General features: G+C 71.6%; 14 protein-coding genes. 8 read left to right on the forward strand and 6 right to left on the reverse strand.

Annotated features, from left to right (window positions below; all coding sequences use genetic code 11):
* Position 1: 1 nt before the first annotated feature.
* Complete coding sequence (locus O7543_RS22570) at positions 2–685, reverse strand: futalosine hydrolase (RefSeq protein ID WP_281552010.1); 684 nt, start codon at positions 683–685, stop codon at positions 2–4.
* A gap of 107 nt (positions 686–792) precedes the next feature.
* Positions 793–2,592, reverse strand: coding sequence for an MFS transporter (locus O7543_RS22575; protein ID WP_281552009.1), 1,800 nt, complete (start codon positions 2,590–2,592; stop codon positions 793–795).
* 85 nt (positions 2,593–2,677) lie between these two features.
* On the opposite strand from O7543_RS22575, the gene O7543_RS22580 reads away from it, so the two are divergent.
* Positions 2,678–3,535, forward strand: coding sequence for a DUF3027 domain-containing protein (locus O7543_RS22580; protein WP_281555741.1), 858 nt, complete (start codon positions 2,678–2,680; stop codon positions 3,533–3,535).
* Here O7543_RS22580 and O7543_RS22585 read toward each other — a convergent pair.
* The gene (locus tag O7543_RS22585; protein WP_281555740.1) at positions 3,504–3,809 is read right to left on the reverse strand and encodes a DUF2530 domain-containing protein; all 306 of its coding nucleotides are present in this window, start codon (positions 3,807–3,809) and stop codon (positions 3,504–3,506) included. The two genes, O7543_RS22580 and O7543_RS22585, sit on opposite strands and share 32 nt — an antisense overlap.
* A gap of 193 nt (positions 3,810–4,002) precedes the next feature.
* Here O7543_RS22585 and O7543_RS22590 point away from each other — a divergent pair, with 193 nt between their 5' ends.
* The 3 genes from O7543_RS22590 to O7543_RS22600 all read left to right on the forward strand — a co-directional run bounded on the left by O7543_RS22590 (position 4,003) and on the right by O7543_RS22600 (position 7,415).
* Entirely contained in the window at positions 4,003–5,466 is a 1,464-nt protein-coding gene (locus O7543_RS22590; RefSeq protein ID WP_281552008.1) for an NCS2 family permease, read from the forward strand.
* Positions 5,467–5,595: 129 nt separating this feature from the next.
* Positions 5,596–6,030, forward strand: a complete 435-nt coding sequence (locus O7543_RS22595) for a MarR family transcriptional regulator (protein ID WP_281555739.1) — start codon at positions 5,596–5,598, stop codon at positions 6,028–6,030.
* Between the two features lie 71 nt (positions 6,031–6,101).
* A complete protein-coding gene (locus O7543_RS22600; protein ID WP_281552007.1) occupies positions 6,102–7,415 on the forward strand; it encodes an MFS transporter in 1,314 nt (437 codons plus the stop codon).
* 56 nt (positions 7,416–7,471) lie between these two features.
* Here O7543_RS22600 and sepH read toward each other — a convergent pair whose 3' ends face one another.
* The 3 genes from sepH to O7543_RS22615 all read right to left on the reverse strand — a co-directional run bounded on the left by sepH (position 7,472) and on the right by O7543_RS22615 (position 11,216).
* Entirely contained in the window at positions 7,472–8,536 is a 1,065-nt protein-coding gene (gene sepH / locus O7543_RS22605) for a septation protein SepH (protein WP_281552006.1), read from the reverse strand.
* Positions 8,537–8,823: 287 nt separating this feature from the next.
* The gene (gene serC / locus O7543_RS22610) at positions 8,824–9,951 is read right to left on the reverse strand and encodes a phosphoserine transaminase (RefSeq protein WP_281552005.1); all 1,128 of its coding nucleotides are present in this window, start codon (positions 9,949–9,951) and stop codon (positions 8,824–8,826) included.
* 158 nt (positions 9,952–10,109) lie between these two features.
* Complete coding sequence (locus O7543_RS22615) at positions 10,110–11,216, reverse strand: citrate synthase 2 (protein ID WP_123606312.1); 1,107 nt, start codon at positions 11,214–11,216, stop codon at positions 10,110–10,112.
* A 198-nt stretch (positions 11,217–11,414) separates the two neighbouring features.
* Between O7543_RS22615 and pdxH the strand changes: the two genes are divergently transcribed.
* The 4 genes from pdxH (at position 11,415) to O7543_RS22635 (ending at position 14,234) form a co-directional block, all read left to right on the forward strand.
* Positions 11,415–12,074, forward strand: a complete 660-nt coding sequence (gene pdxH, locus O7543_RS22620) for a pyridoxamine 5'-phosphate oxidase (protein WP_281552004.1) — start codon at positions 11,415–11,417, stop codon at positions 12,072–12,074.
* An 85-nt stretch (positions 12,075–12,159) separates the two neighbouring features.
* Entirely contained in the window at positions 12,160–13,131 is a 972-nt protein-coding gene (locus O7543_RS22625; protein ID WP_281552003.1) for an aldose 1-epimerase family protein, read from the forward strand.
* Positions 13,131–13,751: a nitroreductase family protein gene (locus O7543_RS22630; RefSeq protein WP_281555738.1), complete on the forward strand. Its 621-nt coding sequence runs from the start codon at positions 13,131–13,133 to the stop codon at positions 13,749–13,751. Before O7543_RS22625 ends, O7543_RS22630 begins: the two co-directional genes overlap by 1 nt.
* A gap of 171 nt (positions 13,752–13,922) precedes the next feature.
* On the forward strand, positions 13,923–14,234 hold the full coding sequence (locus tag O7543_RS22635) for a type II toxin-antitoxin system VapB family antitoxin (RefSeq protein WP_123606308.1): 312 nt from the start codon (positions 13,923–13,925) through the stop codon (positions 14,232–14,234).
* Positions 14,235–14,286: the final 52 nt, after the last annotated feature.

Here is a 14,286-nt window from a genome sequence, read left to right on the forward strand (position 1 = left end):
GTCAACCACGGTAGTCGGCACGCCGGCTGGTCAGCGCGCTGGCCGCCGTGGTCAGCGCGGCCATCGCCTGCGGAAGCCGCCAGCCGGCCCGGTCGCGCGGGCCGACCGGGTTGGAGATGGTGCGCAGCTCCGCGAAGGGCAGCCCGGCCAGCTCGGCGGCGCGGGCCACCCCGTACCCCTCCATGGCCTCGGCCACCGCGTCGGGGTGGCGGCCGATGAGCGTTCCTGCGGTCGTCGCGGTGCCGGTCACGGTGTTCACCGTCAGCACCGCGCCGGGTACGGCGTCCGGCAGTGCCGCCCGCAGCCAGCCGGTGAGTGCGTCGTCGGTGGCGGCGACCGCGGTGCCGAAGCCGAGCTCGTCGATCGCCAGGAACCCGTCCGGCGATTCGGCGCCGAGGTCGGCCGCGACGCTGCGGGTGGCAATGGCGGTCTGCCCGACGGCGATCCGGTCGGGGAACCCGCCGCCGATCCCCGCGCTGACCACCGCGTCGTACGGGCGTCCGCTGCTCGCCGCCACGGCCAGTTGTCGGCCGGTCCCGGCAGCGGCGGCCGCCGAGCCGACCCCGACCACCTCGACCTCGACCTCGACCGAAAAGTCGCTGTCCGCAGCGTCGCCGGCCGGTGCGATCCCGCGTCGGAGGGCGACCGCCTCGGCCTCGACCGCCGTCACTATCAGAATCCGCACCTGCCGCACCTTACCCACCGCTCCTTCCTGGACCTACCGGCCGCCGGGCAGGGGCACCGCCCCGGATACCCGCCAACTGGGCCGTGGACCAGCGTCTCCCTGCCCGTTCAGAGCCCGGCGTTCGGCCCGTCGGGTCGGTCGTCCTCGGCCGTGCGGCGCAGCGTCGACGACGGGCGGTAGATGTGGAATCCGGGTGGTGTCGGATCATCGTCGTCGGCTTGGCCATCGTCGCGGTGACCGGCGGGTGCGCCGCCGGCCGGGACGCCGACCGGCTCGGTGCCGACCTGGCCGGTGCCGCCCTGCCCGGCGCCGACCGGTGCCGGCGCTGCCGGCGTCGGCGGGGCAGGTCGCGGACGTGGCCGGATCCGGGCCGGGACGATTGATCGGCGGGCGCGTGGCGGAACCACCGTGGCCGGTTCGGCCGCACCGGCGTCGGTTGAGCCGGATTCGGGAGTACCGGCGTCGGCCGATTCCGATCCGGCGGTGCCGGGTTCGGGCCTGTCTGGTCCGGACGGGTCTGGGGTGTCATCGACCGTGTCGACCGGTCGGCCGTTGAGCCGGTCCTTGCGCTGCCGGCCGGCGACGATCACCGCGCGGGCGGCGGCGAGTACGCCGAAGCCGGCCGCCGCGACGAGACCGACCCGGCCGTCCACCGGGATCAGCCCGAACGCGCCGCCGGCGACGAACGACAGCATCAGAATGGTCTCGGAGTGGGCGAAGGCGCTGGCTCGCAACCGTTCCGGCAGCCGCTCCTGGATGGTGGCGTCCACCGCGAGCTTCGCGATGCCGCTGATGATCGCGGTGACGAAACAGAACAGCGCCACCATCAGCAGCGAGAACTGCAGGGTGGCGAGTACACCGACGCCGGCCACGATCACCAGCCCGCTGGACTGCAGGGCGAGCGGGCGGTTGATCCGCATCCGGCTCCCGATCGCGGTGGCCGCGAAGCTGCCGGCGGCCAGCGCCGCTCCGACCAACCCGAGCGCGCCCTCGTCACCGAGTTGCTGGCCGACCACCACCGTGGACAGATCGCCCGCCTTGATTGCGAAGGCGAGGAAGAGCAGCAGGAAGCCGTAGAGGCAGCGCAACGTGCCGCTGCCGACCAGGGTGGCGAGGACCAGCCGGCTACCGGTGAGAATCCGCTGCCGGTCGGTGCCCCGCCGGAGCCCGAACACCCGGAACGCGCGCGGCACCCGCTCGGCGGGCTCGGAGTCGGCCCGAGGCGGTAGTCGTAGTGCGATGACCATGCCGACCAGGAAGATCACCGACGCGACCCGCAGCGGCCACTGCGGCCCGAACCAGAACGCCGCAAGTCCCAGCGGCGCGACCAGCGCTCCGGCGATCGTGCCGTAGACGCTGGCCCGGGCCCCGGCCTGGGACAGTCCCAGGCCGGCCGGCAACAGCCGGGGCACGGCGGCGGAGCGGCCGACGCCGTACGCCCGGGACAGGGCGAGCACCCCGAACGCCGCCGGATACAGCCCGAACCCGTTCAGGTGGTCGGCGATCAGCCAGGCCAGGAAGGCCCGGCCGAGCATGGTGGTGGCCAGCGCGTACCGCCGGCCGTGCCGGAAGTGGTCGAGCACCGGGCCGACCACCGGGGCCAGCAGCGCGAACGGGACCATCGTCACCAACAGGTAGAGCGCCACGCTGCTGCGGGCCTCGCCGAGCGGCGCGCTGAAGAAGATGGTCCCGGCGAGCCCGATCGTGATCAGCGTGTCCCCGGCGCAGGAGGCGGCGTGCAGGTCGAACAGTCGGGACATGCCCGGTTCGCCGCCCGCGCCGCGGTGGCGTACCTGCAGAACCTTGTGCCCGGCCCAGCGACCGCTGTGCGCCGTGCCGCGCAGCACCGCGCGGGTGCTGCGGAAGGCGGTCCCGGCGGTGTGCCCGAGCGAGCGAAACAGCCCCATGCGCCCATCCTCACCTATCCGCAGCCGTCCCGTCTCGGGCTGTGCCGGTTTTCGCGGTCGCGGGTCCAGGTCGGCGGGGGAGTGCCTGGCGACAACGAGTCGCTGTCGGCGGGGGAGTGCCTGTCGGCGGTGCCGGCCGGTAGGCAACAATGGGACGGTGACCAGGAGCACCGCTCGTGCCGCCCGCCTCGACTCGGTCTGCGCCAAAGCCGTCGACGTGGCGTACGCCGTGCTGGCCGACGCGGTGGATCCCGCCGAGGTCGGCGAGCACCTGCAAGCGGTCGCCGAAGGCGACCGGCTGGTGACCCACCTTTTCGACTGCCATCTTGCCGGGTATCAGGGCTGGCGGTGGGCGGTCACCGTGACCCGGGTGTCCCGCAGCCGGCAGGTGACCGTCTGCGAGACGGTACTGCTGCCCGGCCCGGACGCCTTGCTGGCACCGGGCTGGCTGCCCTGGCACGACCGGCTGCAGCCCGGTGACCTGGGCGTCGGTGACCTACTGCCGACCTCGTTCGACGACGACCGGCTCGCGCCCGGTTACCTGCAGTCGGACGACCCGGCCGTGGAGGAGGTCTCCTGGGAGCTCGGGCTCGGCCGGAGCCGGGTGATGTCCCGCGAGGGCCGCGCCGACACCGCACAGCGCTGGTACGACGGCGAACACGGCCCACAGGCGCCGATCTCGGTCGCCGCGCCGGACACGGCCCGCTGCGGCACCTGCGGGTTCTACCTGGTGCTGGCCGGGGCGCTCCGGCAGGCGTTCGGGGTGTGTGGCAACGTCTACGCACCGGACGACGGCCGGGTGGTGAGCGTGGACCACGGCTGCGGCGCGCACTCGGAGACGCTGACCAGTCCGGCGGTGACCCCGGTGGACGAGCTGCCCACGGTCTACGACGACGGCGAGGTCGAGACGGTCACGGTGCGCTCGGGCCCGGCTGGCGACTGACCTGGTCGGCGTGGCGGCGTCGCCGGTTGGCGTCGTGCCGCAGCATTACCGCGAGCCCGGGCAGCCCGAGCAGGAATCCGGCCAGGCAGGTCCAGAGCCAGTCGGTACGCCCGGTGTCGGCCAGCCAGTTCCGGGCGAGCAGGCAGACCAGCCCGGCGACGGCCCAGGCGATCATCCCGCCGACAGCGAACGGCACCATCGGTGGGTCCAGCGGCGCCGGTCGGGGTGCCCTCGGCAGCCGGACCGGACCGGTCGGGGCGTCCGGCGGGGTCATCGGCGGCGAGTCGGGCACTCTACCAGGGTACGTCCCGGTTGATAGAGAACGCCGTGACGGGCCGGTCAATCCGGACAGCGGGCGGCCGGATCGGCGATGTCGCGGGACGTAACCGGACGGACCTCCACCGGTAACAGCTGATCTGAGACGATGCCCGCAGCCCAGTCAACCTGATGATCAGCTGTGAGGACCCATGGCGACAGTGCCGGCAGAGACGACCGGGTCGGCCCCGGACCGCAGCCCACGTAACGCATTCGACCGGTTCTTTGAGATCACCGCCCGCGGCTCCACCCCAGGCCGCGAGGTACGAGGCGGACTGGCCACCTTCTTCACGATGGCGTACATCGTGGTGCTCAACCCGTTGATCCTGGGTAGCGCGGTCGATGGCGAGGGCGCCGCGCTGGCGATCCCGGCGATCGCCGCCGCGACCGCCCTGATCGCCGGGTTGATGACGCTGCTGATGGGGGTGGTCGCCCGGTTCCCCCTGGCGCTGGCCGCCGGTCTCGGGGTGAACGCCCTCGTCGCCTTCGAGATCGCACCACAGATGACCTGGGCCGACGCGATGGGCCTGGTGGTCATCGAAGGCGTGATCATCCTGGTCCTGGTGCTGACCGGGCTGCGTACCGCCGTCTTCCGGGCCGTGCCCACCCAGCTGAAGACGGCCATCGGAGTCGGCATCGGGCTGTTCCTCGCGTTGATCGGCTTCGTCAACGCCGGGTTCGTCACCGGCGGCACCGCGTCACCGCCGCTCGGCCTGGGCATCAACGGCATGATCGCCACCTGGCCGGCCTTCGTCTTCGTGCTCGGCCTGCTGCTCACCCTGGTGCTGGTGGTCCGCAAGGTACGCGGCGCGATCCTGATCGGCATCCTGGGCTCCACGGTGCTGGCCGTCATCGTCGAGACGATCGGCGGGTTCGGGCCGGCCGGCGGCCCGGACGGCCAACCCGGCGGTTGGGCGTTGACCGTGCCGAGCCTGCCCGACCAGGTCTTCGGCATGCCGGACCTGTCGCTGCTCGGCAACTTCTCCGTGCTGGGGGCCTGGGACTCGGCCACCTGGCTGATCGCCCTGATGTTCGTCTTCACCCTGCTGCTGACCGACTTCTTCGACACGATGGGCACCATGGTCGCGGTCGGCCAGGAGGGCGGCCTGCTCGACTCCGAGGGGATGCCGCCGAGGACCAAGGAGATCCTGGTCGTCGACTCGATCGCGGCAGCGGCGGGCGGCCTGGCGAGTACGTCGAGCAACACCTCGTACATCGAAAGCGCCGCCGGGGTCGCGGAGGGTGCCCGGACCGGGGCCGCCAACCTGGTCACCGGCGCGTTGTTCCTGCTGGCTGTCTTCCTGTCCCCGCTGGTCGAGGTGGTGCCGTTCGAAGCGGCGTCGACCGCGCTGGTGGTGGTCGGCTTCCTGATGCTGACCGCGGTGCGCACCATCGACTGGACCGACTACGAGATCGCCATCCCGGCCTTCCTGACCATCGTGCTGATGCCGTTCACCTACTCGATCTCCAACGGGATCGGCGCGGGGGTGATCACCTTCGTGCTGATCAAGCTGGTGAAGGGCCGTGCGGCGCGGGTGCATCCGCTGCTGTACGGGGTGGCCGCGTTGTTCACCCTCTACTTCCTGCGGCACCCGCTGGAGTTGCTGATCGGCTGAGCCGGTCGCCTCGTCGCAACGTCGGCCGTCACCGGCGGTACCCTGATGCCGCCGGTGACGGTGGTCATAACGGCTGGTCGATCGGTGTGTTCGTTAGTTAGGCTAACGAACGTGACGGAGTGGGCGGTGATGGGAGAGCAGCAGGTCACGGCCGCGCAACTGGCGACGTCCCTGCGCGATGCCATCACCCGACTCAACCGGCGGGTCCGACGGGCCCGGCCGGTCGGCGATCTGACGGTCACCCAGCTGTCCGCGCTCACCAGCCTTGAGCTGGCCGGTGCGATGACGCCGCGGGAGCTGGCCGACATCGAGCGGGTCCAACCGCCGACGATGACCAGGATCGTCGCCAAGCTCGAGGAGCGCGGACTGGTGCAACGCACCCCGCACCCGACCGACGGCCGGCAGGTGATCCTGTCGGCCACCGAGTCAGGCCGGGAGGTGATCGCCGGGTTCGAACGGGTACGTGACGAGTGGCTCGCCACCCGGCTCGCCGAGCTGAGCCCTGCCGAACGGGATACGTTACGGCAGGCGGCGGAGATCCTGCAGCAGGTCGCCCGCGGCTGACGCGACAGTCGCCACCGGGTCCGCTTCGTCCCACGTGGATGACGCGTACGATCCGAGGAGGCGCACCCCGAGTGCGGGCGACACTGAACACCACCTTCCAGTCCCTACAGGTCCGCAACTACCGGATCTTCGCCACCGGGCAGCTGATCAAGCTGATCGGTGTGTGGATGATGTTCATCGCGCAGGACTGGCTCGTCCTGCAGCTGTCGGACGACTCCGCCACCGCGCTCGGAGTGGTCGTCGCCCTCCAGTTCACCCCGGTGCTGCTGTTCACCCTGATCTCCGGTCGGCTCGCCGACCGCTACGACAAACGGCTGCTGCTGTTCGTCGCCAACGCCATCTGGTGCGTGCTGGCCCTCGTGATGAGCGTGCTGGTGCTGACCGGCGTCGTGGCGCTCTGGCACGTCTTCGTCTTCGCCGGCCTGCTCGGCGTCGGCAACGCCCTGGAGACTCCGGTCCGGCAGGCATTCGTCTCCGAACTGGTCGGCACCCCGCTGCTGCCCAACGCCCTTGCGCTGTCCTCGGCGACGTTCAACACCGCGCGGATCGTCGGCCCGGCCCTGGCCGGGCTTGCCATCGCGGCGTTCGACGTCGGGCCGGTCTTCCTGATCAGCGCGCTCGCGTCAACGGCCCCGCTGGTCGGACTGGTTCGGATGCGCTCCGGCGAACTGCACCGGGTCGGCCTGCCGGTCGGAGCGCAGCGGGACGCCGCCAAGGTGGTCGACGGGTTGCGCTACGTCGCCCGCCGCCCCGACCTGATGCTGCCGATGGCCCTGATGGCCGTGCTCGGCCTGCTGCTGTTCAACTTCCAGTTGACCCTCGCCGCATTGGCCAAGACAGTGTTCGAGACCGGTGCGGCGTCGTTCGGGCTGTTCACCACGGCGCTCGCGGTCGGCGCGCTGGCCGGTGCCCTCGTTGCCAGCGGCCGACGCGAACGGCCGTCGGTCTACATCGTGCTGGGCAGTGCGTTGACCTTCGCCGGCCTCGGCACCCTGGTCGGGCTGGCCCCGACGTACTGGCTGGTGGTGCTCCTGCTGCTGCCGACCGGATTCTTCATGGTCTACTTCGCGCAGGCCTCCAACCAGCGGGTGCAGCTCGGCGTCGACCCGGCCTTCCGGGGCCGGGTGATGGCGCTGTGGGTGCTGGTCTTCCTGGGCACCAACCCGGTCGGCGCACCGATCATCGGCTGGGTCGCCGAGCGCTTCGGAGCCGGGGCCAGCATCTGGCTGGGCGGCCTGCTGTCCTTCCTGACCGCCGCCGCCACGCTGGCCTGGCAGTTGCGGCGCACCGGCGGCCGGATACGGCTACGGTGGGCACCGATGCCCCGGCTCTACGTCCTGCCGGCCCAATCCGCGCCGGCCCACGCCGGAGCCGTCCGAGCTTGACCCGGAGCCGTACGGCCCGGGCCGGTCAGTCCAGGCCGCTGGAGGCCTACGACGGGTCAGGAACTTGCGCGGTCGGCCGGGCCGCTACCGAACAGGACGTCGTCCCAGCTCGGCAGCCGCTTGCGGGGCTTGCCGGAGCTGTCCGCCGGGGTCTCGGTGGCACCGGACGAGGCGCGCCGGGGCCGCAGCACCGCCAGTGACGGCACCGCCGGGACCTCCTTGGGTGCGTCGGCGTCGTCGTCGAAGGCGGAACCCGCGCCGCCGCCGAGCAGTGCGGCGGCGCCGCCGGCCACCGGCCGCTGCCGGGGCGTCTCGGCGTTGGCCGCCGGCTCCAGGCCGCGACCGGCCGCCGAACCGAGCGGTCGGTCCAGCGAGGCGAGCAGCGCGTCCCGCCCGGCCCGGATCGGGTCCCGGCTGGATCGTGGCTGGTCACCGGGGGCAGCCGGTAGGCCGTGCCCGCCCCGGCCCGGCTCGGCGCGCGCCGGACCGGGCAGCGCATGCCCGCCCCGCTCCGGCGCCGGCTCCTGACCGAGGATCTGGGTCGGCCGCTCGGTGCAGAGGTACTGCGCCATGTCGTCGTGCGGCGAGATGACCTGGCGGCTCTTGTCCAGCTCCCAGATGGCCTGGGCGGTGGCCTTGCCGGACGGCCAGGTGGCGATGATCCGCCAGGTGCCGTCGTCGCGCCGGTACGCGTCCCAGGAAATCTTCTCCGCGTCGATGCCGTGCTGGGCCAGCCGGCCGTCGACGACCTCGGCGAGCGGGGCACCCTTGTCGGAGTTCTTCAGCCTGGTACGCCGGGCGTGCTGGGCGAGCATGGCCCGCTCCTGCAGCACCGGTCCGGCGTAGCGCAGCACCCGGTCAACCGGCACCCCGGCGATCCGCGCGACGTCGTCGGCCGACTCGCCGGACCGGATCCGGGCCTGGATGTCCCGGGGGGACAGCGACGGCTGGGGATCTCCGGGCTGGCTGGCCACCGTCAACGTGGTCGAGCTGTCCGGGTCGGCCTGCACCGCAGTGGAGACGCGGTCGTCGATCGGCAGGGCGAGCAGTCGGCCGACCTCGTCAGCGAGGACCAGGGCCTGACCGTCCTCGGAGAGGGCGACGAAGCGTACCGGGCGCATCGCGTTGCCTCCGTCCCGCTGAGCTGCCCCACGCCGCAAGGTCGACCCGCCCGCGACGTCCTCCGCACACGGTACGCCGATAAGCCACCCGATGGGAGTAGGCCACGCCGGGCATGTCGAGTGAGCTGCCCAGATCCGTCCGGCTGGGCGAGTCGGATGGTGGACGGTGATCGAGCGTCGGCGATCACGATCGATCACGGGAGGTCAGCGGTTGATCGTCATCCTAGAGCAAATCCCGCCGATTCAGCGGCAACCACCGCCGAACCGGCTTAATCACCCGATATGCCTCAAAGCCGCTCGATCACGAAGTCGACGCAGGCGGTCAACGCCTCGACGTCGGACGGGTCGATCGCCGGGAACAGCGCCACCCGCAGCTGGTTGCGGCCGAGCTTGCGGTACGGCTCGGTGTCCACGATGCCGTTGGCCCGCAGCACCTTGGCGACCTTGCCGGCGTCCACTCCGTCGACGAAGTCGATGGTCGCCACTACGTTGGACCGCAGCGCCGGATCGGTGACGAACGGAGTGGCAACCGCGGACCGCTGAGCCCAGCCGTAGATCGCCGCCGCGCTCTCCGCCGTCCGCTTCGCCGCCCAGGCCAGCCCACCCTGGGCGTTCATCCAGTCGGTCTGCTCGGCGGCGAGGAAGATCGTCGCCAGTGCCGGGGTGTTGTAGGTCTGCTCCAACCGCGAGTTGTCGATCGCGGTGACCAGGTCCAGGAACGCCGGGATGTACCGGCCGGACGCCTTGACCTGGGCGGCCCGGTCCAGGGCGGCCGGCGACATCAGGGCCAGCCAGACGCCGCCGTCCGAGCCGAAGCACTTCTGCGGGGCGAAGTAGTAGACGTCGGTCTCGGTCGGGTCGACCTCCAGGCCACCGGCGCCGGACGTGGCGTCGACCAGCATCAGCGCACCGTCGTCGGCTCCGGCGACCCGCCGGATCGGCACCGCGACCCCGGTCGAGGTCTCGTTGTGCGGGGTCGCGTAGACGTCCACGCCCGCCTCGGCGACCAGGGCCGGGGCGCTGCCCGGCTCGGCCTTGTGTACCGTCGGCTCGCCGAGGAACGGCGCGTCGCGTACCGCCTTGGCGAACTTGGCCCCGAACTCGCCGAAGCTGGCGAACTGCGCCCGGTCGCGGACCAGGCCGAACGTGGCGATCTCCCAGAACGCGGTGGTACCGCCGTTGCCGAGAATCACCTCGTAGCCCTCGGGCAGCGCGAAGAACTCGGCGATGCCGCGTCGCAGCCGGGCGACCTCGTCGCGGACGGTCTTCTGCCGGTGGGACGTGCCCAGGTAGCTGGTGGCGACCTCGGACAGCGCGGCGACGGCTGCCGGGCGGACCTTCGACGGGCCGCAGCCGAACCTGCCGTCGGCGGGCTTGATCTCGTCTGGGATGCGGATGGTCGCAACGTCAGCCACGGTGGTCAGAAGTCCTTCCAGATGCGTAACGGGTTGACCAATCCTTGCACCCGACCGGCCGGCCCCGGGGTGTGGTCCCACGTCTGCGACTGAGGCGTGCCCCACACATCCCGGGCCGGTGCCGGCGGAGTCGGTGCCGGATCAGGATCCGTGCCGGATCAGACGTCGTGCGGGACCGCGTCCCAGCCGGCGACCTGCTGCGGCTTGCGCGGCTGCGGGCCGACGTACCGGGCGGACGGGCGGACCAGCCGCTTGAGCCGCTTCTGCTCCAGGATGTGAGCGCTCCAGCCGCCCATCCGGGCGCAGGTGAACATCGAGGTGAACATGTGCGCCGGCACCTCGGCGAAGTCGAGCACCACCGCCGACCAGAACTCGACGTTGGTCGCCAGCACCCGGTCCGGCTTGCGGTTGTGCAGCTCCTCCAGGGCAGCCTTCTCCAGCGCCTCGGCCACCTCGTAGCGGGGCGCTCCGAGCTCCTTGGCGGTGCGGCGCAGCACCCGGGCGCGCGGATCCTCGGCCCGGTACACCCGGTGACCAAACCCCATCAGCCGTTCGCCGCGGTCGAGCACGCCCTTGACGTACGACTCGGCGTCGCCGCTGCGCTCCACGCCCTCGATCATGTGCAGCACCCGGGACGGGGCACCACCGTGCAGCGGTCCGGAGAGCGCACCGATGCCCGACGAGATGCAGGCGGCGGCGTCGGCTCCGGTGGAGGCGACGACCCGGGCGGTGAAGGTGGAGGCGTTCATGCCGTGTTCGGCGGCGGAGATGAAGTACGCGTCGACCGCCTTGACGTGCCGCGGATCGGGTTCGCCTCGCCACCGGCGCATGAACCGCTCGACGATGGTCTGCGCCTTGTCGATCTCCTTCTGCGGCACGGCCGGAAGACCGAGCCCACGGGCCGACTGGGCGACGAACGACAACGCGGTGACCGATACCCGGGCCAGGTCCGCGCGGGCCTGCTCGTCGGAGATGTCCAGCAGCTGGGACAGCCCCCAGTACGGGGCGAGCATGGCGACCGCCGACTGCACGTCCACCCGGATGTCGCCGGAGTGCACCGGCACCGGGAACGGCTCGGCGGGCGGCAGACCCGGCCCGAACCGACCGTCGACCAGCAGTGCCCAGACGTTGCCGAAGGAGACCTGTCCGATCAGATCCTCGATGTCGACGCCGCGGTACCGGAGGGCACCGCCCTCCTTGTCAGGCTCGGCGATTTCGGTCTCGAATGCGATCACACCTTCGAGACCCGGTTTGAAGTCGGACATGTGGCTCTCCTGGTGGGGATTTGGCGGTGCTGCCCGAGCGCCCGGTAGAACTGCTGCAGGCTGCCCTGAACGGTTTCGCTGACATCCGTGTGCTGCGGTGACTGGTCGTTCGTGCCCGGCGGGTGACCGGTTGTTCGTGCCTGGTGGGTACCCAGCGTAAGTTCGGTGCCAGGGGTAGCCCTAGTTCAGGAGAGCGACGTGACGGGAGACACACCACGACCGAGTCTGGCTCGTCGTGACTATCGCGGTGCCCCGGAACTGCGTCGCCGTGACCTCGCCGTCGACTGGCACACCCAGTTCGCCCGGTGGTTCGCCGACGCGGTGGCGGCCGGGTTGCCGGAACCGAATGCGATGGTGCTGGCCACGGCCGACGTCGATGGGCGACCGAGTACTCGGACGGTGCTGATGAAAGGGTACGACGAGACAGGAATCGTCTTCTTCACCAACTACCGGTCGCGCAAGGGCACCGAGGCCACCGCCAATCCCTCGGTCAGCCTGCTCTTTCCGTGGTTCGCGATGTCCCGGCAGGTGGAGGTGCGCGGGGTGGTGGCACCGATCCCACGGGCGCAGACCGAGGCGTACTTCGCCACCCGGCCACGTGGCTCCCAGCTCGGCGCGTGGGCCAGCCCGCAGTCGCGGGTGGTGCCGGACCGTGCGGCGGTCGACGCCGGCCTGGCAGCAGCCCGGCGGCGGTTCCCGGAGCCGACCGCGGTGCCACCGCCGCCGCACTGGGGCGGTCTGCGGGTGGCGCCGCGGACCGTCGAGTTCTGGCAGGGTCGGGCCGACCGGCTGCACGACCGGTTCCGGTACCGCCGGGACGCCGCCGGCGGCTGGTCGATCGAGCGAATCGCGGCGTAGCGCAACTTTTAATTTACTCTTAGCTATTGTGGATCACTGGCCGGCGGGTGACCCGCGAGCTGGATCGAACGGTTATCGTCGCCGCATGGACAACGTCGATGCACGTCCGGGCCCGCCGTCCGGAGCGCAGTGGACGATCGCGGCGGACGGGCACGAGGCCGTCGTGGTCGAGGTGGGCGGCGGGCTGCGGGCGTACCGCGCCGGTGGGGTCGACTACGTCGACGGGTACGCCGAGGACGAGCTCTGTGTCGGCGGCGCCGGCCAGGTCCTGGCTCCGTGGCCGAACCGGATCCGGGACGGCCGCTACACCTTCGCCGAGGTCACCCGGCAGCTGCACCTGTCTGAGCCGGACCGGCACACCGCGCTGCACGGGCTGGTCTGCTGGCTGCCCTGGCAACTGATCTCCAAAACGGCCGACGAAGTGGTGATCGGCTGCACCCTCTTCCCGCACCCCGGCTACCCGTGGTCGCTGGTGCTGCGTACCCGGTGGGCGGTCGGCGCCGACGGACTGCGGGTGACCCACCAGGTGACCAACGCCAGCGTCGAGCCGGCACCGTTCGGGCTCGGGGTCCATCCGTACCTGCGGCTGCCGGACACCATGGTCGACGATGTGACCCTGCACCTGCCGGCCCGCAGCCGGCTGCTGGTGGACGGCCGGCTGCTGCCGATCGGCGCGGCGAAGGTGGCCGGTGGCGAGTACGACTTCACCAAGCCGCGGCGGATCGGCCCGGTGGTGCTGGACACCGCGTTCGGCGACCTCGACCGGGATCCGTCTGGCGGCTCTGCCGTCCGGTTGTCCAACCAGGACGGATCAGCTGGCGTGACGCTCTGGGCCGACGCCGCCTTCGGCTGGTGGCAGCTGTTCAGCGGGGACACCTTCGCGGAGCCGCGCTACCGGCGGTCGGTGGCGGTCGAACCGATGACCTGCCCACCGGACGCGTTCCGGTCCGGGCGGGATCTGATCGTCCTGGCGCCGGCCGAGACCTGGCAGGCGAGCTGGGGCATTCGGCCGGGACAGGATCCGGCGGGACCGGGACAGGAGTCGGAGGGTCGGTGATGGAGTTCCGCGACGCGGTTCGGCGGCGGCGGATGGTCCGCAACTACGATCCGGACCGCCCGGTACCGCCCGAGATCGTCGACCGGTTGCTGGAGCACGCCATCCACGCGCCGTCGGCCGGCTTCTCCCAGGGCTGGGGTTTCCTGGTGCTGGACCGGCCGGACGACCGGGCGGCGTTCTGGGCGGCGACCACCCCGGTGGCGGCGGACCCGGACACCGAGCGGCGCAGCCGCTGGCTGGCCGGCATGACCCAGGCACCGCTGATCATCGTCCCGCACGCCAACCGGTCGGCGTACCTGGACCGGTACGCCCAGCCGGACAAGGGCTGGACCGACCGCGACGAGGCGCGCTGGCCGGTGCCGTACTGGCACATCGACACCGGTTTCGCCGCGCTGCTGATGCTGCTGACCGCCGTGGACGAAGGGCTGGGGGCCTGCTTCTTCGGCATCCCGCCGGAACGTACGTCGAGTTTCCGGGACGCGTTCGGCGTGCCGGAGGAGTTCGTCCCGATCGGTGCGATAACCGTCGGCTACCGGGCACCGGACACGCGTTCCTCGTCGCTGCGTCGCGGTCGCCGTCCGGTCGACGAGGTGGTTCATCGTGGCCGGTGGAACGGTTGACCGGGGCCGGTTGCGGGCGGTGACGCTGCGGTACGGGCCGCAGGATCGCTCCGATTGGTCGCAGCAGGTCGCTACGCTGGCAGACGCGCTGGCGTACGGTGGCGTCCGGCCGGTGGGTGGCGGTTCGGCAGACAGACGGTTCGGTAGGCGACATGGGAGGAGCGCGCCGTCGTGATCTTCAAAGCGGTGCGGGACGGTCGTCCTTACCCGGAGCACGGTCTGACTCTGAAGCAGTGGGCGGAGATTCCGCCCCGCCCGCTGCGCCTCGATCAGCTGATCACCACCAAACGGGAGCTGGCGCTGGACAAGTTGCTCGCCGAGGACTCGACGTTCTACGGCGACCTCTTCCCACACGTGGTCCAGTGGAACGGCGGTCTCTACCTGGAGGACGGCCTGCACCGGGCGCTGCGGGCCGCGCTCCAGCAGCGCAACCAGATCCACGCCCGGGTGTACCTGCTCATTCAGCAGCGGGCCGCCGGCTGATCTGCCGGCCCGACCCGATTGGACCGCCGGCCGTGATGATCCCCCGGCCGGC

Source organism: Solwaraspora sp. WMMA2080, from assembly GCF_027497395.1.
Classification (GTDB): Bacteria; Actinomycetota; Actinomycetes; order Mycobacteriales; family Micromonosporaceae; genus Micromonospora_E.